Genomic DNA, 19,757 nt, shown 5'->3' on the forward strand with positions numbered 1-19,757 from the left:
TGGGATCACGATCATTCGCATCACGCGCGGCCGCAAGGACGACGCCATGGCTACCTTGGAATCGTTGGAGTGGTTTGAGCCGGACGGTCACAAACACCGGCTACGCCGCGGCCCAGGAAACCGGGCGGCGTCCGGCCGTGGAGGTGCTCGCCGACTCTAAAAAGGTGCGGGCAGTCGTTGCGCTTGAGAGCGACGACATTTGGGATCCGGCATGGGGTGACCTGCTGCCAATCGGCCGTTAACTGTGCCCGACATTAGTGTGCACAACATGCTGCTGAAGTGGCCGTCCGGAAGCGCTACCGGAAGTCCTGCGTCTTGACCTTGATATGGTCGATATGGTCATAGGCATCGATGATGTCGCGCCCATTCGGCAAGCCGCGCGGATCGATGCCCGATCCGCCGTGATGAGCCTCGTCCCCGCGGCCGTGCGGCAACGGAAACGGCGTCTCGCGGTTTCCCACGCTGGCCAGCTCGGCCGACAGATCGGTCAGTTCGTGGGCGACGAGGTGCACCACCTCCCCTTCCCGCTGGATGCGTCCGCGGACGCCGAGCATGGCCGACGCAAGAAGCACGCGCCGGAATTTCTCGAAGATCTTGACCCCAGACGACGACGTTTGCCGCGCCCGTCTCATCCTCCATGGTGAGGAACATGAAGCCTTTGGCCGAGCCCGGCCGCTGCCGGACCAGCACCAGGCCGGCGGCCTCGAGCCAGCTTTTGTCTCGCGCCTGCATGGCTTCCTGACAGGTCACGATGCGGCGCCGGTTATGCGGCACGCCGATTTTGGTAACGCTTGCCTGTGAACTGAAAGATTGAAGGTCGGACTTGCGGCACATCGATTACGTTCAAATGAATAAGTTGCTGCCCGGCGAGGTCGTTTCAGTGCACCGGTGGCGACAGCGGTCATGGGGTCGACGTTGGTATCCAATGCGATCCCAAGCTCGAACGCTACGCGCTCCCGAACGCAGGGCATTCTGCTTGGCACACCGATCAGGACGACCTTATCCATATCGATGGGCGAATAGCCATTATTGGACAACAGTGTGCGGCATTCCGCGATGGAGCGTTCCACGTTTTCCGCGATCAGGTTCTCAAGCACTCCACGTCACCTCGACGTCAAGATAGATGTCTGTGCCGTCCTCGTCCTTGGTACCAATCTGGTTCTCATCGGCGGAGACGTGATCTACCTGCTGCGAGGACAACGCGATCTTGCACAGCTCAGCACGGTACGACGCGATCCGGATCAGACGGGAATATCGTGCGTCGGTCTGGAAGTTCTCGGGGAGATTGAAGGTCTCCAGCAACCACGGGCGCACCAGATTGTTCACGATGGCCCGGTCGAAATCGGCGCCACCCAGCATGTTCACACCAGCATGCGCGACAATGGTGATGTTGCCCGAAATGCTCTGCACGATTGCGGCGTCAAACGTGCCGCCACCCAGATCATAGACCAGGAACTGCGCTGACCCGCCGCCGATGCCGGTATTGGCAGCCATCGCTGCCGCAATCGGCTCCTGCAATAGCGATATCTTTGTCAAGCCCCGCCATCTTTGCGGCCCGCATGGTGGCCTCCGACTGCATCTGGTTGAATGCCGCCGGGATGATAACCACTGCACCCTCGATCTCCATTTCCGGAAGATCGCGACGGGCCTGTCCGACCAAGCTCTTGATGACCTCAGCACTGGCTTCCTCGGGCGTAAGCACGCGCTCGGTGCCAGGAAAGTCGACCGTGCTGCCCGTGCCCATCAAGCGCTTAAATTTCTGCTGAACGCTCTGTGGGGAGAACGCACACTGGTCGTAGGCCTTGCGCCCCACAAAGAGGCCACCCCGCCGGTCGATCGTGACTAGCGCTTGGCATGACGTCCATGCCTTCTACGGCCTTGAACAACCGCAGGGTTTCGCCATCGGTGCCGACAATTGCGGAGTTGGATGTGCCGAGATCGATGCCAAGATACATTATGTGCTCCTAAACCTTTTCGGCACGTAGAAAGACGCGGCCGGTCTTGACCGCGGTGGTTCCAACGATAATTGCGGGTTCCCTGTTCGATCACTGCATCAGCGCGCCGCCACGACTCCTTGCTCACAGCCATTGCGATGCTCCGAAGGCTTCATTCGGAGGGACGGCGTGCACCGCCCGAGCGTGTTCCGACCACCCATCTCAGTCCAACCGATCGGAAACTGATCTTTGGGCAGCAGAAGCCTGATCGCCGGCTCTATGAGATCGCCACGCTCGCCGCATTGCGCGAGCGCCTTTGCTCGGCCTCGGCCAGGCAAGTCCAGCGGCTAATGAAGACGTTTCAATCTGAAGGCGCGCCGGCTCTTCGCCACAAGGCGCGTGGCCGTCCCTCCAAGAACCGCAGTCTTGATGGCCCTGTGCCGCAAGGAGGTCCGCACGCTGACGCAGGCTCTGACGCTGCGTTACGATAAGGTCATGTTCATTCTCCACCCGACCGAATTGGCGAAGAAGCTTGCCTGCAAGAAGGTGGTCGTCTGCGACTATGCTGATGGCCGTCTCGAGATCATGCATGAGGGTGTCGCCCTGCCCTACAGAGCCTTCGATGAGCTGCGCTCGGTTCACCGTTCGGCGATCGTCGAGAACAAGCGGCTGGACGCCGCCCTGGAGATGGTTGCCGAGATGCAGGTCGGCCGCGAGTCGCGCGCTCTCGTTGTGGCCGTCCCCACCGCCATGCGACATTCTACTTTGCTGGCGCCGCGACATTCGAACTTTGGTTGCAACATCGCGCACAAAGCATGACATCGCCAGATGCCGGGCCGGTCCGAATTCGTTACGTTGAGGTAAGCACCACGCCGCCAACCGGACGATTGCGAGCGGGCTAGCGATGGAGGCGCGGTGGCCAGCTCTCGATCAGGCTGGTCGCGGCCTTGGTTGCCCATCTCAATGACATCGGATCGTACTTTCCCCTGCGCGCGCGAAATACGCCCCTCCCGTCATCGAGACGAAACGAGATCCTCTTTCACCTTCCTGCAGAAATGACGCCCGCCTGGAGCGCCATCACCAAGCGAATTGCGTTGTCCGCGAGGTCGAACAGCCCGAGCTTGATCACGAGCCCGTCGTGAAGCTTCTCCTGCCAACCGGCGCGCGACTTGGCTCTTGACCGAGTTCGACCGCGAACCCGGAGTCGCCGTCGGTGTTTGCGACCTTGGCATGGGATGGCCGGAGCTCGGCTATGTAGCCCGGTCGGACCTCGACAGCTTGCCCGGGCCGTTCGGCAGGCCATGTCCTCGCTTACCTGCTCGGCAACGAGCCCCGGTCAATTCCGGCAGTTCAGTCAACTTTTCGACGACGCTCAGTCATCGGATCCTTTCGGCAAGGTTGCCACGTCTGTTCGACCTAAAAGCTGGTGCAGGGTGAGCAGCGGCGAGCGCATCGCCTTGGCTAGGCGTAGTGGAAGCGACCGAAATTGCTGAGGCGCCGCTTTCCTATGCCGTGCTGTTCGGCGACGGCGACCGCGTAGGACAGGACGCGTCGGGGCGAACCGGGCTCGCGGAGCCGAATCTTTCGTGCTTCGAGCCATTCGACGACAACCGCCTCAGCCGCTTTGTAGGCGCAATTCAACTGATCCGGCCGTGAAAGGACGATGATGGCTTCCCAGGGTGCAAGTGTCGATGTGAGCGGCGATGCCGCATCGAGCAGCGCCGCTTCATAGGCGTCGGCCGTGTCCTCCCCGCCATTATCGAGACGATCGCACATGCATCGACGAACATTATTCGTCACCACCTGTGAGGTCATGGTCGAGCTCGTGATAGGCCTGCGGTGGAACCGGCTTTCGACCTGGCTGAAAAGACAGGCCGTGCTTAGCCAGAATCTTTTGCGCTGGCTCATACTTCACGGCGGCTTGTTCGTGCCGTTAGGTTCGCGGCTACGCAGCGCGGCCACCATGTTGGCGCGATGGACGATACGATCCCGTTCCTGCTGCGCCAGCCCTTCCGCGATCAACATTGGCGGCGAAACCCCTGAGCCACGCGACCCAAGCCCGGTATCGCGCAACGAACGGCTTCGGGAAGACGGGCAGAGGCTGCGTGCCGCACGCGCCCTCATGGTCTTGGCGCTTCGCGACCGCGCGGGCGGGCCACGCTGTTCTGGCGCCGCGAGGCGCGTGATGCGTGTCCACAACCTGACAGCGGCACACAAAATGCCAAGTTTAAAACAAACATTGGGCGAAATGTCAGGTTCTTACAACCCGCCATCTGGGCACTGTGGAGGTTTTTCAAAGCATATCCATGCGCTTACTGCGCGCTGAGCGCGCTGGCACGGGCTTTGCACATAGAAGTGCGACACTGAATCAGGGTGACTGCACGCGGACCGGCAAGACGAGCATGATCTCTTCCGTTGAACCCGTGTGCCCGTCTTTGAGAGGACGGACTGAAACAGCACCTTCTAACGGATTTGCTGCAGGCCCTGGCGAGCTACAAGGGGTCCAGCCCAGCCTCGCCCGTCATTCGAAAACACGTGCCCGACCAAGGAGAAGACGGATCGACACCTTCCTGGCGCGGCCGAGCATGTTGATGCCGACATTCTTGAGCTTGATGCCGAGGTCTTGGGAGATCACCTGGCCGCCGGTCACGATGCCGGCGGGCCGACGTGCGTTGTCCCACCGGGTGATGCGGGCAAGAGCGAGACGGAAAAATGGGCTCGACTTCCCGGTTGTCAACCTTTCCTTTTTCCCTCGTTCTCAGAAGTAATCTTGAGGAGTAAACGATGCTCAGTGGAATGGCCGACCGTGGCGACGCTCAGATATATTATGAAGTTCGTGGAAGCGGTCCATGTCTTCTGCTGATTTCGGGCGCCGGCGGTGACGCCGGGTATTTCTCAGGTCTGGCTGAGGATCTTGCCAGCGCCTTCACAGTCATAAATTACGACAGGCGGGGCAACTCACGCAGTACGGGCTGCTCTGAGACGCCGATCACGGTCGCGCAGCAGTCGGATGATGCGCGCGCGCTGATCGACCAGCTTGCCGGCGGCAAGGCCCTGGTTTTTGGAAACAGCGCCGGAGCGATCGTCGCGCTTGATATTGCAGCCCGTCACCCCGATGTCCTGCGCGGCGTGATCGCGCATGAGCCGCCCGTCACCGGGATGCTCGCTGACGGGGACCCGTTGCGGGGTTTTTTCGACCGCATCGCCGCGCGCTACCGTGAAGCGGGCGCTCAAGCTACTGTCTTCGAGTTCCTCCAGGCCGTCCGGGGCGAGGGCAGCGAAAGCACATATATCTGGCCGGAAGATCTCCAGGCGAGGTTCCTTGGGAATGCCGACCACCTGTTTGGGAATGAATGGGCGGCTTGGGGACGCTTTGTTCCCGACGAGGCAGCACTGCGCAGCGCCAAATTCCCTATAATTCTCGGCGCGGGTTCAGCTGACCGCGGGCTGTTCTATGCCCGGCCATCCGTCGAAATTGCGCGGCGGATTGGCGTTCCCTGGGTTGAGTTTCCAGGCATCCACCTCGAATTCATGCCTCGTCCCGCTCTTTTTGGCGCGGCAGTCCGTGTGCTGGCATGCCTGATGCACACTGCGGCGGACGCCCTCCCCGAGGCGTGGAATACCGAAGCTGGGGGATGAACGCGCAGCGATCCCCCCACTCGTGATTGACACGATTGTTTCGGGAAGCGATGGGCAGCTTCAAAATGTCCCGTCGACGCGCACCAGAGCTGCCATGCCACTAGGATAAGCATCATGGTTCTATGAGGAACGAAGGGCTGGTTTTCCGCTTTCCTGCACGAGTATAGCGCGATGCGTATCGGCGGGGCGAGGGTCAGTATCTGGCGCCCCGTGGCTCCGTCACGAGCCGCATTGAGCCGTTGCATTCGCATGGCCAGCGGCCCGTCGACGACCACGGAATGAATAGACATGGCGCCCGCCTCAGCCCTCTTTCCCGCGTCGAGCGAATGCAGCCTCGAGATGAGTGACCATGCCTTCGAGGGCGTCGCTCAGCCTTTCAAGGTCGGGCTTGCTTATGGATCGCTCTCGGCCGTCGTGATCGCGGCCGTAGCGGTGGACGCAATCGTGCCGCACCGGCACGAACGCCATAAGCGTTTTCTTGGTCGCCTCATCTGGAAAAATGGTCGAGCCGAGGGCGCTCCGATAGTACAGATCGATCTTCACGAAGTTATGGTACATCAGCTCGCGCAACCGCGTATGTACCCAATCCCGAAAAGCATTCGGATTGGACGCGAGTTCAACGACTTCGATCTTGTCCCCAACCCACTCCTTGTTGCCCTTCACCAAAGCTGACATTGCCTTCGGATCGTCGAGCACCAGTCTGATGAGACGATCGCTGAGATATGCTTCGATGGCGGAAAAGTACTGGACGAGCAGCATGCGGTTCAGCGCGTCACCGAGCCCGCGCCCCTCCATCTCGGCTGCGACGTGACCGATGTCGTAGGTTGCGAATTTGAAGATCTTTGCAGGATCCTCCGGCAGGTTCTCGCGCTGGTAGGCTTCCGCTTCCCATGGGCCGTCAGGCTCGTGGATCGGATCATCGATCACCCTCACATGCGTCTTGTGATCCGCGAGTTCGGCCACGAGGCAGGCGCCGGTGTTTCGGATACTGACAGCGGATTGGTGCTCGCAGCCACTGCAAGTCACCGTCTGTTCGACATAGCCCTGCGCGTCGGACTCCCGGTCCGCCAAGACGTCATAGCTCGGGACTTCCTCAATGGTCTCGCTGCTCGTATCCCCACATCGCGGGCATACAAACTCTAGCGATGGCTCCTGAGGCGACATGTCCTGCCCTCTCGATTGATGCTCGGGTGCTGGGTGCTGACGAACGCTCCCATCACTCCCTACTATGCGAGTTCACCATAGAGCGGCACGGTCGGGGCGTGGGCATCGACCGCCTCCACGACGGTATGCGTGAGGGGAAGGTGGCCCTTCTCGGCCTGCCACGCCAGCCGAAATCGCTGGACGGTTTCGGCGGCGGTGTCGATGACGAGCTTTTCGGGTAGGAGCGCCTTGGCCGCCAGGTGGCGTAGTTCATCGGCATTGAGCTCGGCCATCTTCTTTGTCCGAGAGTAGTTGAGCGCAGCCGTGTCCTCGCCCTTCATATAGGGAATGGTCGACACCAGGTCGTAAGCCGGCGAAAGCGCGGCCGACCGCCGGTCCGGATAGATCAGCGACCAGTTCTTGAGGTGCATGTCGCCATTGCCGATCAACGCGCTAAACACCATCCGCCGGACAAACTCGATGGCCCCGGCGTCTCCCGCTTCCGTGCCGATGACGCGCGCGATGTTTGCGTAGCTCGCTCGCTTGTACTTGTCGTCCGGAAAGACACCGAAGACCTGCGCGAAATCCTCGGTGTGAACGTGGCCGTCGGCGGTGCGGTCGAAACGACTGACCGCAAGCGCTTGCCCCTTCAACTCGCCGATGCCTTCTGGAATACCGGCGATCGCATCGAGATCGATCAGGTTGATGACGGGCACCTCCATACCGATCATATCGGCGATCGTCATCATCGAGAACTCGTTTTCCGGAACGCCGGCGAACTGCTGGGAGGGGAGCTTGACGATCCAGGAGCCCCCGACGCCCTCGAGGGGAATTGTGAGGCCGCCGCCCTTTCCGGCGTTCTCGAACGCGGAGAATTTCAGCTGCACGCCGGCGAGCGAAAAGCGCAAGGCGTTGGGCTTGGCATTCTGCGGCAAGGCATCGTCGGCACCCGGCGGCAGGGCGTCGCCGGCCGCGGGATGGATCGACAGAGCTCCCGGGAGATCGAGGCCCAACACCCAGAGTAGGAAGAATTCCCGCTGCTGGTTCACGCCTGCTCGCTCGGCAAGATAGCGCCGCATGCTTCCCTCGGGCAGCAGGTTCGAGAAAAATGGCGGCACCACTCGCTGGGTGGGTCGAATTTTGGTAATGAGGCCGCCCAGATCGTCCATGAACGAAAGGCTGAGGGTGGGCCGATCCGCGTTCTCGACGTAGGCTTCGTTGAAGGCAAAGATCGTCCGATCTCCCTGCAGATGGGTCAGAGTTCCGATGGGCTCGTTGTAGAGCCGCACCTCGAGAACCGAGACGTCAGGCATCTTCGTCTCCATCCAGCGAATAGGCCGGCCTCGGCTCAGAGATCGCGCGATGGGCGATGGAATTGCGCAACCGCTGCAGGTTCTGCGCGATGTCTCGGGCGATGGGCGCCGCCTGGTCGCTGGCCTGGTAGCGCTCGAGGCGGGCAATCAGTTCGCGCACCAGCTGCATCTCCTGATCCCCGACGCTCGCCCGGCGTAGGAATCGCAGTGTCTCCTCGATGCGATCAAGGTCGGCCGAGCTCCCGTAGAGGTGCTTCATTTTCTTGACCAAGCGCTCCGCGCGGGCAAAGCGCTTGTCGTTTGGCTGACCGGCGTGGATATGCATGTCCGGCGTTGCTTGGGCCTTGACTAAGCTCAGCACCGCCGGCACTAGTCTCTTCGGCACGAGCATGAGCTCGAGATCGAGCGCTCGGGTCATATCGATGAAGCTCGACAGCCCCGGCTCCATTTTGCCGCTCTCGATTTGCGAGATATGGCTCTGCGTGAGCCCGGCCCGCTCGCTGAGCGCACGCTGACTAACGCCGGAGGCCTCGCGGACCTCGCGAGTTTGCGCGATCAGGCTATCGCTCTGATAGGACATGATATAGAATCCCGATCACAAAGCTGCTATGATCAGGATCATATATCTAAGATCTGCGGCTTGTGTCAACCGCCTGATATAGAATGATGATTGAAGGCGCTTCATCGATACAAAATAACGTATCAGGATACCGGGCCACCGGCGCTGCGGATGATAAGGAGTTTGAGGGGGTGCCCAGAAAAGCAAAGCAATATGAAACGCTCGACGAAGCATTGCGTTCGGTCGAGCGATCTTCTGCGCGCAAGAAAAGGGCGCATGCAAAGCGCGCAGCGGAGACCGCCGCTCGCGTGCCAGGAGAGGGCTACGAGCCGTGCATTGTGAGCTTCATCGACGTGATGGGCTTCCGCAATCTCCTCGAAACGCGGCATGCCTATGACATTCGTGATGTGCTGCTGCAACTGCGAGAGTTCACCGCGCCGGTCGAAGAACTCCCGATCCGCCGAGTGAAGGAGGCCCGCCTGCTCAGCCGCGCCTTTGCAGACTCTGTTATCGGACGCGGTCGTGCGGGTCCGGGTCTTCGATACCCAGTACAATGATGGCGCCTTCTTCCACGAATTGCTCGATCTGCTTCATGCCCAAGTCGAGTGCATTGGACACGGGGTGGTGATCCGCGCCGGCGTCGCCGTTGGCAATGCTCATATCGGACTCGACGGCAAAGGACCGGTTTTCGGGCCTGCTATGGTCCGCGCCTATGAAATCGAGACCGATGAGGCGGTTCACCCCCGCATCCTCGTGGATGAGGCCGCATATCAGAGCTTTCTCGACGATGCGCGGCTGCGCCAGCAGGACTACGACCTCGAGGAGGAGCTGCGATATGTGGACCGTCTGCTGCGGGTCGGCGCGGACGGGAAACGCTTCATCGACTATCTTGGGGCAAGCGAGTCCGAGTTTGACGACCCTGCCGGCTATTTCGTTTTCCTCGAACGCCATGCGGAGCTCGTCCGCGGCAAGCTGGCCGCGACGAGCGGCCGGGTACGCGAGAAGTTCGAGTGGCTTGCCGCTTATCACAATTCGATAGTTGACGAGATTATTGCCCAGTTCGATGACGGTCGCCGGTCGGCTGAAGCGTTTATGGCAGAATGCGACCTTGATCCGATGTCGTTTCTGCGAGGGTTAGTCGTCAGTTCATGAAGGCAAATCGGACCGCGCTATTAAAAGGCGCCGCGCGCCAGGTGGTCAGGTGTGATTTTCATCACTGGCCTCCGTCGCTGCGGCTGCGCCGCGCGCTTCCGACAGCAGCGCACTCACCAGTGGCAACAGCTTCGTCCGCTCGGCCGGTGCTATCGGTGCCGGTGGGGTCTTGGCCACGAAGAGATCGAGTTGGCGGTGACAGGATTGACGAGGCTTCATGCTTGTCTCCTCCTTCGCAACGGGAATCGTCGCGAAGCAAGGTTAGACAGGCATCGAGCTGAAGACGAAGTTCGCGCAGATACGTCAGCGGCAGACGGGGACTCTCCGTCACCATCGTCGCCTCCGCACGATCCTGCGTCATCCAGATCGGCAACTGCACCAGGGTGCCGTCAGGCTGGCGGATGATCAGAGCGACCTCGTCACCATGGCGATTGCGCCCGCCAACAATAACCGCTTCCCCCGTAACGGGGATGAAATCGATAGCGGATAATCGCTTCACCCGACTTAGCGGGCATTATGAAGTTGTTGCACCGACACCAGGCACGGTCATCAACCGCCTGCAAACGGTGTCATCCTTCACGATCGACAACAACCTTTCATGCAGTAACGTGAACTGCTCGCGAAGTTTCTCCCGGGCGGCGAGCAACGGCTCCATAATGCCACGTAGCTCCGGAATGTCGTTGGAAAGGTCCTTTTGATGCGAGCTGCAAATTTTGCAGCGCCGACAATGCCAACCTTGAGACCGAAGTTACGCAACAGGCCTCGAATGTCGTTCTCAAAATTGCGATGGCCTTTTCCGGCAGCAACTTGCGAGCTGTCAACAGCGCCCGGCGTTTCTGGCTCATCAGCGTTTTGACGTGCACCGGCCGGAACAAATTGACCCGCATCATCTGCGCGATGCCGCGCGCGTCATTGCGGTCGGTCTTGTTGACCTGCGCCTTGAGAAAGGCCTTCGCATGACTGGGTTTCGATGCAGATTGCAGTAGTCCGGCTCCCGCCAGACCACTGAACAACCATTGTGATAAGGGACCCAGCCTCAAGCCCGATCCGGGCCAAATTCCAGGCGGGGTTCTTCAACGCCTCAACAAGATCGTCCGGATGGCTCGCAACCTTCATCTCTCGGCAAATGCGGCCTCCTTCATCCACGATGCAAACGGTCGTCTCTTTCACGGAGACGTCCAGCCCGGCATAATGCTTCATGCTGCGCTTCCTTTCCTGATGCTTGTGGCTGTTCACGCAGACCACGTTTTATCATCAGTTCAAAGCGCAGCACCTCAAACAGCCGTTCAAGACGTGGGGCAAAGCCGAATACCCCTCTCAACACCTAGCCTGAAAAATTCACGGCGAGTTGGCGGATGTGGTTCAAGCCGTTGAAATGACCTAGGATTTGGTTGCTAAGGCCGATCCGAATCATTTCCGGAGACCACACCCGCCATGAATGATCTTACGCTGCCGCTGAGCGGCTTGTCATCAGTGGGCGGCAAGTCCGTCGTCGCCCGTTTCGACGGCGGCATGCTGTCGTCGGACAGTGGCGTTCTGGCTCTAGCAGAGGTGGAGAAACGACTGCGGGTGGCCGACCGTCTGGCGCGCTGCATCGATGATCCGCGCAGCCCGGACCAGGTCATTCACAACTTTGCAGATATGATCGGCTTCCGCATGAAGATGATCGCCGCCGGCTACGAGGATGGCAACGACGCCAACCGGCTGCGTTCCGACCCGGTCTTCAAGATGGCCCAGGATGCGCCCCCTTCGGGTCGGGATCTGGCGTCGCAAATCGACGATGTGTCGGCTGGAGAACCTACCCGATGTGCGCTCGCTGCTCGCCATGGGCCGGGCGATGGTCGACCTCTACTGCGCCTCCTTCCGGCAGATTCCGAAGCGGATCGTGCTCGACATCGACGACACGTTTGACGCCGTGCACGGCAACCAGCAGCTCCGCCTCTTCAATGCCCATCACGACGAGTACGGCTTCCAGCCGATCGTTGTGTTCGATGGCGACGGCCGGTTCGTGGCTGCTGTCCTGCGACCGGCCAAGCGGCCAAGTGGGACTGAGATCCGCGCTCACCTGCGCCGCCTCGTGCGGGCGATCCGGAGCAACTGGCCAAACATCCGGATCCTGATCCGGGCCGACGGCCACTATTGCAGCCCGCAGATCATCGACTGGTGCCGCGCCAACGATGTCGACTTCATCCTCGGCGTAGCGCCCACCACGATCCTGCGCAAGCATGTCGCGGACCTGGAAGCCCGCACGACGGCGCGCTTTGAAGCGTCACCGAAGACGAACAAGGTCCGCCGCTTCAAGGAGTTCTTTGACGGCGCCGCCAGCTGGAGCCGCGTGGAGCGCATCATCGCCCGGGTCGAGGTCGGTGCCCAAGGTGCTGACACCCGCTTCATCGTCACCAATCTGGCCGGTGGCAAGGCCAAGGCGCTCTACGCGGATCTTTACTGCCGGCGCGGAGCGGCCGAGAACCACATCAAATCGTGGAAGACGCATCTCGCCGCCGGCCGCACATCCTGCACCAGAGCCACAGCCAACCAGTTCCGGCTGTTCCTGCATGCCGGCGCCTACTGGATGATGTGGGGCCTGCGCGCCGCGATGCCGAAGCGCTCGAGCTTTGCCGTCGCCCAATTCGACACGCTGCGTTTGCGCCTCATCAAGATCGCCGCGCGGGTGGTCGAGATGAAGACGCAAATCCGCCTGCACCTGCCGACATCCTGCCCCGACCAGCGCATCCTGCGCATCGTCCTCGATCGCATCCCGCGGCTCGTGACATAGCCGACGGGGCGCAGACGCCCCGAACGAACCCGCCGACCGCAACCCGCAAACCCCACCTGCCATCACGACGGATCACCGCCGGCGCCTGACGCGGCTCGCCGAAAAGCCCCCAACAGCGGCCACATCGCCGCTTCAGGCCGCCAAAACCTCATCGCCGTGCATCAAGGCGGCTAGGTGGTCATCCCCGCTAGAATAGAGAATCGGGTCTGGGCGTGAACCAGCCCCAAGCATCGCCGTGTTTTGTGGTTGCACGAACGTTTCTGAGAAAGTCCGTGACGGCAATATAGCCCCCGGCCTACCCACGATCCTTCAACTCTCGCAAGAGCCGCCGACCGCTAAGGGGCCGGATAGGCAAGACCATGACTATCTCCCCGAGTTTGATCACCGCCATTCCCCTCTCGATCATCGAGAGCAGTATCAGTGATGACGCGTCGCCGGTCCTCCGGGGAGCGCTCCGGAGGACCGGCGGCAACGCCAAACTGGGGAAGATTATGGGGAGTATTGATCGGTATCGACACTCCGCTGCTTGAGTTCACAGGTGTTCTGTGGGTTCGCACAGGAGATCGATCAGGCGCTTACGCTTGCGGTCATTGTTAGATCTTCGACGAAGTCGGACATTAGACACAATGCGTTCAGAGTGATCACATTGTTCTGAAATGTTTTTTCATTTGGCACGACACATGCGGTGCTATCCACAAACGCGCTGCGGCGCCGCGGATTAGGAGAGATCATTCATGATCACGCTTGCCGAATATGCGGTCGCCGCCGAACTTTGCGCTCTCATTCTTCAGGTGTCCCGACATGACCGCATTTGATGTCCGTCCCCCCTACCGTTCGCTTGAAGATGTAGAGGGCGACCGCGCACGTGCCTGGGCCGCCAGCCAGTCGGCAAGGACGTTGGAGCACTTCGGTGGAACGAAGTTCGAGCGCGACCGCGCGGCCCTCACAGCGATCAACATTCCCCTGGTCAGGCGCTGCGGACAGTACCTCTACAATTTCTGGCGAGACGCCCGAAACCTGCGCGGACTGTGCCGCCGAACTAAGGCCTATATGATGGCCGATCCCCGGGGGGAGTTACTGCTCGATCTGGAGGCCAAGGGCGGCACTAATCGGCTCGACCTTGGCACGCTTTTGCTTTCCAGTGGTGATGGCATGGCCACCCGCTGCGGTTACGCGCGCACCGTACAGCTGTGGAAGCTTGGCGCGGATCCGCTCACCGCGCCGGTAATCTTAGAAACCGATTCCGAATCCCTCGGCGTGTCTGGTCATCTAGACCGCACCGCCGAGAGCGAGCGCCTGTGGTTTATCGAACATCCGGCGCTCTTCGAGAAGATCGGCCGAATCGACCACTGATTGTTCTGTCGCAGAGGAAATGACGGGATCGATCAGCGGACTAAGAAATTTTGTGGAGACAAGCGGCATTGCGCCCAAGGAGTAATAGCATGAGGATAATGTCATTCAAACCGGACCATGATGGCACAATTGCAGCGTTGGATGTATCAGCAGGCGAGCTGATTTATTCATATGAGGCTGAGAAGGATAGCTTTCCGAGATATTCGACTATTAACCCGACGACTATCCTCGATGCCGCTGGGCGCCTGGACGCTATTCCGGATGTTATTGCCGTCGGTGGGTGGTGTACGGGATTCGGCCACGATGCGGTAGGCTACTACGGCATAGCTCAGGGATCGGAAATTGTCGGCAAGAGAACCATTTTCGGTCGCAAGGTGCATTTCTATTCCTCGACGCACGAGCGGTCCCATCTCTGGGGCTCCTACAGCATGTCGCCATTCCCCGCCGGGACACCCTGTTACGCGCTGATCTGGGAAGGATGGTGCGGCGATTTCTATGAAATCGATGAATACCTGCAGGTCGTGCATTTGGGGAAAGCGATGGCAAATCCTGGCCACAAATATTCTTTCCTTTATGCGCTCGCCGATCCTAAATTCACTTTGCCCAAAGGAGAACCGCGCCGCGAAGACGCCGGCAAGCTAATGGCGCTTTGCGCCTATGGGAAGGCGGGATCCCCTGACTCGGACGAGCAGGCGCTAATCGATTTCCTGCTTTCAAGCGATGTGTACCCCTTGCCCAAGGAGGATCTGCGGAATTCTCCCTACTACAACATTGGCGTAACCCACCAGAAGTTTACCAACCTCGCTAAGCGCGTTTCAGACGCCATCTTCGATTCGTTCCACACTTTCGCGAAGAAGAACCTGACAAAGGGCTACCCGCTGCTGATTTCCGGTGGGTGCGGGTTAAATTGCGAGTGGAACCGCAGATGGCTCGAAACAAACCTTTTTTCCGATGTTTTCATTCCTCCTTGCGCAAACGATGCAGGCTCGGCGATCGGGACCGCAGTCGACGCGATGCGGCATTTCACCGGCAATGCGAAGATCAAATGGAACGTCTATTCAGGCCAGCCCTTCGCTCTTGACGAAATTGACCGCACCGGGCTCGAGGTCCATCCACTCGACTACGGTCAGGTGGCGTCGGCGTTGCTCGATGACAAGGTGATCGGCTGGGTACAAGGGAATTGCGAAATCGGGCCACGGGCGCTCGGCAACCGGTCAATTCTCGCGGCGCCTTTCTCCAAGGCAACCCATGAGCGCTTAAACCGCATCAAGAACCGGGAGGGTTTCCGCCCGATCGCGCCGGTTTGCCTGGAAGAGGACGTCGCGCTCCACTTCGACTTGGCACGTCCGTCGCCCCACATGCTTCTTTTCCAGAAGGTTCTTGATAGCCGGTTGAAGGCTGTCACGCATGCTGACGGCACGGCCCGGGCGCAGACAGTTTCGTGGAAGCAGAACCCGCAGCTTTTTCAATTGCTTACCACGTTCAAGGCAAAAAGCGGAGTCGGTGTACTTTGCAACACATCGCTGAACTTCAACGGCACCGGCTTCATCAATCGCGCAAGCGATTTGCTGACCTATGCCCGGGCTGCTGGTCTTGACGGATTCGTGATTAACGATGCCTTTTATCTCATCAAGGAGGGGTCCCTCACGGCGTCGAGTGGACAGAAAGAGACCGCATAAGGTAGGAGGCGCATCCCTCCGAGCAATCGCGGAAACGGTTTGAGAAGAGGCAGCGCATCGAGGCGGGTGGTTAAAGCTTGCCAGGACCTCAAGGAGAGCGATACGCCATGGATGAGACTATCAACATTGTTCGCCTTCGTTAGCCCGACGAGATCGGGCGGCACATTGGCGTTGATCTGCTTGAGGAAGTCCAGAAACTTGGTCGCCCTGTGCCGCTTGTAGCATTTGCCGATCACAAAGCCGGACGCCAGAGCGCCGCGAACAGCGAGGTGGCGGCGTTCCGGCATGCCCGGCATCATCGGCAGGACCGGTTGCTCCGATCGAGTGCCTGGATCTGGCTCTTCTCGTCGACGCTCAAAACCGGTGCCCTGTTGGGCGGTGACAGGTAGAGCCCGACGATGTCGCGAACCTTGTCGACGAACAGCGGATCACTCGACAGCTTGAACGTCTCCGAGCGATGCGGCTGCAGCCCGAAGGAGCTGGCAGCTTGCGGCTTCATAGAGCAGTTTGGTCGCCACGTGTCGCCTATTATTGATGCAAACAGTCCAATCTCACCGGACTAGTGGCGCCTGGGAACGAGGCGAAGTAGGCGCCGGTGGCGCACAAATGCCGGAACCCCACGAATCGCTTCGCGGTCGTGCTTCGTGAAAGTGCAGCTAAACCAGCGGGGAATTCCAAGCGAGTCCCGGCAATTTCGCATTTCGTCGAACAAGCCCTCGATTGCCGATCGTATCTCCCCAAAATGTTACGTGACAGATATGAGATTAAATAATAATGCAACAGATAGTTAATGTTCTTTTCATTTTTATTGACGGTAATTTGGTTTTATTCTGCATAAATGCTGATACGTTGAGGTTGTACCAGGAGTACACCCATCCTTGACTTTGCTTGTAAAGGACGTCCCATGTCTGCTGCGGAGGCTCCAAGGGCCATGCGCGCTACCCGTTCCCGCGACGTCGAACGCATCGGATTCATTGGTGCCGGCAGCATGGGACGACCAATGATCGCCAAGCTCCTGCATGCCGGCTATCAGGTGGACGTCTCCGACATCGAGCCTGCCGCCGCGAAAGACGTGGTTGAAAAGGGAGCCCGGTGGCATGACGCACCGCGTGATGCGGCCCGCGATTGCGATATTGTCATCACCTGCTTGCCGCTGCCGGACGACGTCTTTGACACCATGACGGGCGAGCAAGGTGCTTTGGCCGGAATGGCACCGAGGAGCGTGTGGATCGATACGTCCACCACCGACTACCACAACACGATCGAGATCGCCCGCCGAGCCGCAGCAATTGGCGTCGATTCACTAGAAGCGCCCGTGAGCAACTTGTCCCACATGGGCGTCGATTTCGCCAATGTGAGCTTCTTCGTCGGCGGGCCATCGGAGGCCTATGGGCGTTGCGAGGCAGTGTTGCAAACCATGGGAGCCGTCTCCTTCCCTGTCGGCGACATCGGTCAGGGCCAATCAGTCAAATTACTGACGAACCTGCTCTTTTACACTGCAGCCGTTGCGAGCGGCCAAGCGCTCTGCCAAAGCGTGCAAGAAGGCGTTCCAGCCCAGCAGGCGTGGCGCAAGTTTGTCGCCTCCTCCGCGAACTCCGTTGCAGTCGAGCAGTTCGTCCCGTTTCTCCTGGATGGCAGCTACGATCGCTCTTGCACTCTGGAGATCACGGTGAAGGATATGGGCTTGACCGTCCACCTGGCCGACGAACTCGGCGTGGGACTCCCGATCGGGCGCGCGGTCGAAAGGCGTTATAGCGAGGCGGGACGGAAGTTCGACCGATACGACAGCCATCTGCGGGTCGTCGAGCTGGCGGAGGTGGCCTTCGGCGTTCGACTGCAAGTGCCGGGCTATCGCGCGCCATCCAACTACGGTGCCGACCCCGCGCATCCGCCAGACCAAGAATTCCTGACCGATCGCGTCGGACGGGTCAAACCTAAGCGTGGGCATGTGTTTCCGCTCGACGACGTCCCCCTCAGTGACATCCAGATGCGTTTGCTCAACTCGCTGGTCGGCGAGCTCACCCACGTCAATCGCCTGATCCTTGACGAGGCGTTTGATCTTGGGCGCGGCATGGGCTTGAACGATGGCCTGATCCGCGACGTCATCACCTGGAGCGTAGGCGCCTCAGCATGGTCGGATAGCCATGCTCAGCAATACGGCAACGAGCGCCCTATGGATTCAGACACGGCCATTGCGCCAGCGGTGACCACTGTACCGCATCTCATCTGCCCTACACGGAGGAAACTGTCATGACCACCCTCGACCAGGAGACGGCGTTGGAGCGGGCCGCACGAAAGCGCATCAAGGACTCCCATGCTCTCGACGGCGATGTCGATCGCTTGACCCACTTCTATCGCGGATGGGCCAGTTCCTATGAACTGGATGTTGGTCGCGAGGAATACTGCGGGCCGACGGTTGTTGCGGAACTGGCAGGCACCGTGCAGACGGCGTATTTGGCCGATGACCGAGCAGCCATCGCAATCCTGGACGCTGGCTGCGGAACAGGCCTCGTCGGCGTGGAACTGGAACGCCTCGGCTTCCGGTTGATCGACGGGATCGACCTCTCCGAGGAGATGGCCGAACAGGCCAGGCAAACTGGCGTCTACCGTCGTGTCCAAGGCAATGTTGACCTTAACGGGCTGCTCTCCGACTATTCCAGCGCGACTTATGACATTACGGTCTGCTGCGGCGTCTTCACGCTCGGGCACATCCGACCGGACGCACTGCGCGAATTGGCTCGCGTGACGCGCCCCAACGGATTCATCATCGCAAGCACCCGCAAGAGCTATGCGGAGGCCACTTCCTTTGAAGATGAGGTCCGGTCTCTGCAGGATGCCGGCGTGCTCGAGACGACACAGTGCCTAAACGACGGAAAATATATTGCGAAGGAGGGCGCGCATTACTGGTTTTTCAAAGTGCCCGATAGGGCCTGCGCAGAAACGGAGCAGCAGCTATGACCACATTCCCGCAAATCTCACTAGCAAAACTGGCCGCCGATACAACGCGACACCAAGAGCGCGAGCGCCTACGCCTGGCCTGCGAGGAGTACGGATTCTTTTACCTTGAGCACGGCATCCCGAAAGAACAGATCGCAAAAGCGATCCAGGCTTCCCGGCGGTTCTTCGCGTTGCCACAGGCGACAAAGGAACGTTTCGATCACTCCGCCCAAGACGTGTACCCTGCTACCGCCCGTGGATACAGTCCGTTGTACGGCGAGGTGCTACATCCCGAGGCCGGCCCCGATCCGAAGGAAATGTTCGACCTCGGAATCGAGAACGAAGGCGACCGGCGTCCGTTTGCTGGTCGCACACGCCTCCCGGATGACGCGGTGGCTCCTGGTTTCGCTCGAAGCCTCCTTGCTTTGCAAGCTACCGTGGTCAATGACGTTGTGCCGAAGCTCGGGATGGCGCTGGCCGACCTGCTCGAAATGGAAGAGGGCTGGTTCCGACGGCATTTCAGCCCGCCGACGGTTCTGCAGCGCGTGATCCGGTATCCTTCCACTGGCGGCATGGCCGGAAAGCATACCGACAATGGCTTCTTCACGCTGCTGTTGCAGGAGGAACTCCCCACACGCTCCTTGCAGGTGTGGTTCGCCGGGCGCTGGGTGCCTGCGCCGAGCTTGCCCGACAGTCTCGTTGTCAATCTGGGCGACATGCTTCAAACCTTGAGCGATGACCGATTCAAGAGCACGCCCCATCAGGTCGTGCACACCGGTCCGGCCGAACGTATTTCCCTTCCCTTCTTTATCTATCCCGACATCGACGCTCGCCTGACGTCCCGGCAAGGGAAGAAAACCTTAAGCGTCGCGAGTGTGATGTTAGGCAACTTCAGCTCGATCTGGGAAACTGGGAATGGCGCCGGACGAGCACGAGAGTTGCAGTAAGTCGTTCGGCTTTGTCGGCTTGCGTAAACATGGTGACGACGCAATCGCTCCTAAACGCAATGCGCCGCTGGAAGAACTCATCAGAAGGGCCTCGACCGCCGTCCCGTGCGAGAGGCCACGAATGTCCTGACTGTATGAACGAGATCCCTTCACTACGCTCAACTGTAGCACCCCCCGGCCTTCCTCTCGAACCCACAGGGAGTTCCGCGGCAATAGGATTTGCAGTGCGCGCGGCCTTTTTCAGGGTGACCCAGAACGCGCCAGTGAGACTGATAAGCGGCGATTTGCCGCTTTGGCAGATGTTCCCGGTCAGGTCGTTGATCGC

General features: G+C 60.0%; 18 protein-coding genes and 6 pseudogenes. 12 read left to right on the top strand and 12 right to left on the bottom strand.

Annotation, left to right across the window (positions count from 1 at the left end):
- Positions 1–296: 296 nt before the first annotated feature.
- The 4 genes and pseudogenes from AC0NIL_RS28520 to AC0NIL_RS28535 form a co-directional block, all read right to left on the bottom strand.
- Positions 297–762 (bottom strand): annotated as a pseudogene (locus tag AC0NIL_RS28520) (OB-fold nucleic acid binding domain-containing protein); the annotation flags it as partial.
- On the bottom strand, positions 747–1,097 hold the full coding sequence (locus AC0NIL_RS28525) for an Hsp70 family protein (protein ID WP_473575131.1): 351 nt from the start codon (positions 1,095–1,097) through the stop codon (positions 747–749). The pseudogene AC0NIL_RS28520 and the gene AC0NIL_RS28525, both read right to left, overlap by 16 nt.
- A complete protein-coding gene (locus tag AC0NIL_RS28530) occupies positions 1,090–1,494 on the bottom strand; it encodes an Hsp70 family protein (RefSeq protein WP_473574175.1) in 405 nt (134 codons plus the stop codon). The genes AC0NIL_RS28525 and AC0NIL_RS28530 overlap by 8 nt, the downstream gene beginning before the upstream one ends.
- Positions 1,442–1,813, bottom strand: coding sequence for an Hsp70 family protein (locus tag AC0NIL_RS28535; RefSeq protein WP_473574174.1), 372 nt, complete (start codon positions 1,811–1,813; stop codon positions 1,442–1,444). The genes AC0NIL_RS28530 and AC0NIL_RS28535 overlap by 53 nt, the downstream gene beginning before the upstream one ends.
- 240 nt (positions 1,814–2,053) lie before the next feature.
- Here AC0NIL_RS28535 and AC0NIL_RS28540 point away from each other — a divergent pair.
- From AC0NIL_RS28540 to AC0NIL_RS28550, 3 genes and pseudogenes are all read left to right on the top strand, one after another.
- A pseudogene (locus AC0NIL_RS28540) lies at positions 2,054–2,260 on the top strand (hypothetical protein); the annotation flags it as partial.
- Between the two features lie 106 nt (positions 2,261–2,366).
- A pseudogene (locus AC0NIL_RS28545) lies at positions 2,367–2,657 on the top strand (ISNCY family transposase); the annotation flags it as partial.
- A 453-nt stretch (positions 2,658–3,110) separates the two neighbouring features.
- Entirely contained in the window at positions 3,111–3,371 is a 261-nt protein-coding gene (locus AC0NIL_RS28550; protein ID WP_474048292.1) for a DUF2958 domain-containing protein, read from the top strand.
- A 24-nt stretch (positions 3,372–3,395) separates the two neighbouring features.
- Here the strand turns inward: AC0NIL_RS28550 and AC0NIL_RS28555 are convergent, their stop codons facing one another.
- Positions 3,396–3,842, bottom strand: coding sequence for a type II toxin-antitoxin system VapC family toxin (locus AC0NIL_RS28555; RefSeq protein ID WP_473469579.1), 447 nt, complete (start codon positions 3,840–3,842; stop codon positions 3,396–3,398).
- Positions 3,843–4,455: 613 nt separating this feature from the next.
- Positions 4,456–4,671 (bottom strand): hypothetical protein, encoded by a 216-nt coding sequence (locus AC0NIL_RS28560; protein ID WP_473574187.1) that lies wholly within the window; start codon positions 4,669–4,671, stop codon positions 4,456–4,458.
- Positions 4,672–4,718: 47 nt separating this feature from the next.
- On the opposite strand from AC0NIL_RS28560, the gene AC0NIL_RS28565 reads away from it, so the two are divergent.
- Complete coding sequence (locus AC0NIL_RS28565; protein ID WP_473574173.1) at positions 4,719–5,573, top strand: alpha/beta fold hydrolase; 855 nt, start codon at positions 4,719–4,721, stop codon at positions 5,571–5,573.
- Positions 5,574–5,873: 300 nt separating this feature from the next.
- On the opposite strand, the gene AC0NIL_RS28570 is transcribed toward AC0NIL_RS28565, so the two are convergent.
- From AC0NIL_RS28570 to AC0NIL_RS28580, 3 genes are all read right to left on the bottom strand, one after another.
- Positions 5,874–6,737 (bottom strand): hypothetical protein, encoded by an 864-nt coding sequence (locus tag AC0NIL_RS28570; RefSeq protein ID WP_473574172.1) that lies wholly within the window; start codon positions 6,735–6,737, stop codon positions 5,874–5,876.
- A 62-nt stretch (positions 6,738–6,799) separates the two neighbouring features.
- A complete protein-coding gene (locus tag AC0NIL_RS28575; RefSeq protein WP_473574171.1) occupies positions 6,800–8,029 on the bottom strand; it encodes a type II toxin-antitoxin system HipA family toxin in 1,230 nt (409 codons plus the stop codon).
- Positions 8,022–8,609, bottom strand: a complete 588-nt coding sequence (locus AC0NIL_RS28580) for a helix-turn-helix domain-containing protein (protein ID WP_473469571.1) — start codon at positions 8,607–8,609, stop codon at positions 8,022–8,024. The genes AC0NIL_RS28575 and AC0NIL_RS28580 overlap by 8 nt, the downstream gene beginning before the upstream one ends.
- Positions 8,610–8,692: 83 nt before the next feature.
- On the opposite strand from AC0NIL_RS28580, the gene AC0NIL_RS28585 reads away from it, so the two are divergent.
- Positions 8,693–9,145: a hypothetical protein gene (locus AC0NIL_RS28585; protein WP_473574170.1), complete on the top strand. Its 453-nt coding sequence runs from the start codon at positions 8,693–8,695 to the stop codon at positions 9,143–9,145.
- Positions 9,111–9,740: a hypothetical protein gene (locus AC0NIL_RS28590; RefSeq protein WP_473574169.1), complete on the top strand. Its 630-nt coding sequence runs from the start codon at positions 9,111–9,113 to the stop codon at positions 9,738–9,740. Before AC0NIL_RS28585 ends, AC0NIL_RS28590 begins: the two co-directional genes overlap by 35 nt.
- Before the next feature lie 45 nt (positions 9,741–9,785).
- Here AC0NIL_RS28590 and AC0NIL_RS28595 read toward each other — a convergent pair whose 3' ends face one another.
- A complete protein-coding gene (locus tag AC0NIL_RS28595) occupies positions 9,786–9,959 on the bottom strand; it encodes a hypothetical protein (protein WP_473574168.1) in 174 nt (57 codons plus the stop codon).
- A gap of 298 nt (positions 9,960–10,257) precedes the next feature.
- Positions 10,258–10,940, bottom strand: a pseudogene (locus tag AC0NIL_RS28600) (IS110 family transposase); the annotation flags it as partial.
- A gap of 234 nt (positions 10,941–11,174) precedes the next feature.
- Between AC0NIL_RS28600 and AC0NIL_RS28605 the strand changes: the two are divergent.
- From AC0NIL_RS28605 to AC0NIL_RS28615, 3 genes and pseudogenes are all read left to right on the top strand, one after another.
- A pseudogene (locus AC0NIL_RS28605) lies at positions 11,175–12,516 on the top strand (IS1380 family transposase).
- Between the two features lie 801 nt (positions 12,517–13,317).
- Positions 13,318–13,869, top strand: a complete 552-nt coding sequence (locus AC0NIL_RS28610; protein ID WP_473574167.1) for a hypothetical protein — start codon at positions 13,318–13,320, stop codon at positions 13,867–13,869.
- A gap of 89 nt (positions 13,870–13,958) precedes the next feature.
- Positions 13,959–15,548 carry a carbamoyltransferase C-terminal domain-containing protein gene (locus AC0NIL_RS28615; protein ID WP_473574166.1) on the top strand — a complete coding sequence of 530 codons (1,590 nt, stop codon included), beginning with the start codon at positions 13,959–13,961 and terminating at the stop codon, positions 15,546–15,548.
- Positions 15,549–15,840: 292 nt separating this feature from the next.
- Here AC0NIL_RS28615 and AC0NIL_RS28620 read toward each other — a convergent pair.
- A pseudogene (locus AC0NIL_RS28620) lies at positions 15,841–16,029 on the bottom strand (IS630 family transposase); the annotation flags it as partial.
- A 519-nt stretch (positions 16,030–16,548) separates the two neighbouring features.
- Here AC0NIL_RS28620 and AC0NIL_RS28625 point away from each other — a divergent pair.
- Genes AC0NIL_RS28625 through AC0NIL_RS28635 form a run of 3 tightly spaced genes read left to right on the top strand, consistent with a single transcriptional unit; the run spans position 16,549 to position 19,432 of the window.
- Entirely contained in the window at positions 16,549–17,802 is a 1,254-nt protein-coding gene (locus AC0NIL_RS28625; protein ID WP_474048293.1) for an NAD(P)-dependent oxidoreductase, read from the top strand.
- Complete coding sequence (locus AC0NIL_RS28630; RefSeq protein ID WP_473574164.1) at positions 17,799–18,506, top strand: class I SAM-dependent DNA methyltransferase; 708 nt, start codon at positions 17,799–17,801, stop codon at positions 18,504–18,506. Before AC0NIL_RS28625 ends, AC0NIL_RS28630 begins: the two co-directional genes overlap by 4 nt.
- The gene (locus AC0NIL_RS28635) at positions 18,503–19,432 is read left to right on the top strand and encodes an isopenicillin N synthase family dioxygenase (RefSeq protein WP_473574163.1); all 930 of its coding nucleotides are present in this window, start codon (positions 18,503–18,505) and stop codon (positions 19,430–19,432) included. The genes AC0NIL_RS28630 and AC0NIL_RS28635 overlap by 4 nt, the downstream gene beginning before the upstream one ends.
- Positions 19,433–19,757: the final 325 nt, after the last annotated feature.

It is taken from the genome of Mesorhizobium sp. WSM1343 (assembly GCF_055901535.1).

What these genes read in the sequence shown, in the direction of transcription:
- AC0NIL_RS28530 (WP_473574175.1), bottom strand. Translation starts at nt 1,494, where the DNA reads ATGGCTGCCAATACCGGCATCGGCGGCGGGTCAGCGCAGTTCCTGGTC.
- AC0NIL_RS28555 (WP_473469579.1), bottom strand. Translation starts at nt 3,842, where the DNA reads ATGAGCCAGCGCAAAAGATTCTGGCTAAGCACGGCCTGTCTTTTCAGC.
- AC0NIL_RS28565 (WP_473574173.1), top strand. Translation starts at nt 4,719, where the DNA reads ATGCTCAGTGGAATGGCCGACCGTGGCGACGCTCAGATATATTATGAA.
- AC0NIL_RS28570 (WP_473574172.1), bottom strand. Translation starts at nt 6,737, where the DNA reads ATGTCGCCTCAGGAGCCATCGCTAGAGTTTGTATGCCCGCGATGTGGG.
- AC0NIL_RS28575 (WP_473574171.1), bottom strand. Translation starts at nt 8,029, where the DNA reads ATGCCTGACGTCTCGGTTCTCGAGGTGCGGCTCTACAACGAGCCCATC.
- AC0NIL_RS28580 (WP_473469571.1), bottom strand. Translation starts at nt 8,609, where the DNA reads ATGTCCTATCAGAGCGATAGCCTGATCGCGCAAACTCGCGAGGTCCGC.
- AC0NIL_RS28585 (WP_473574170.1), top strand. Translation starts at nt 8,693, where the DNA reads ATGATGATTGAAGGCGCTTCATCGATACAAAATAACGTATCAGGATAC.
- AC0NIL_RS28595 (WP_473574168.1), bottom strand. Translation starts at nt 9,959, where the DNA reads ATGAAGCCTCGTCAATCCTGTCACCGCCAACTCGATCTCTTCGTGGCC.
- AC0NIL_RS28610 (WP_473574167.1), top strand. Translation starts at nt 13,318, where the DNA reads ATGACCGCATTTGATGTCCGTCCCCCCTACCGTTCGCTTGAAGATGTA.
- AC0NIL_RS28615 (WP_473574166.1), top strand. Translation starts at nt 13,959, where the DNA reads ATGAGGATAATGTCATTCAAACCGGACCATGATGGCACAATTGCAGCG.
- AC0NIL_RS28625 (WP_474048293.1), top strand. Translation starts at nt 16,549, where the DNA reads ATGATCGCCAAGCTCCTGCATGCCGGCTATCAGGTGGACGTCTCCGAC.
- AC0NIL_RS28630 (WP_473574164.1), top strand. Translation starts at nt 17,799, where the DNA reads ATGACCACCCTCGACCAGGAGACGGCGTTGGAGCGGGCCGCACGAAAG.
- AC0NIL_RS28635 (WP_473574163.1), top strand. Translation starts at nt 18,503, where the DNA reads ATGACCACATTCCCGCAAATCTCACTAGCAAAACTGGCCGCCGATACA.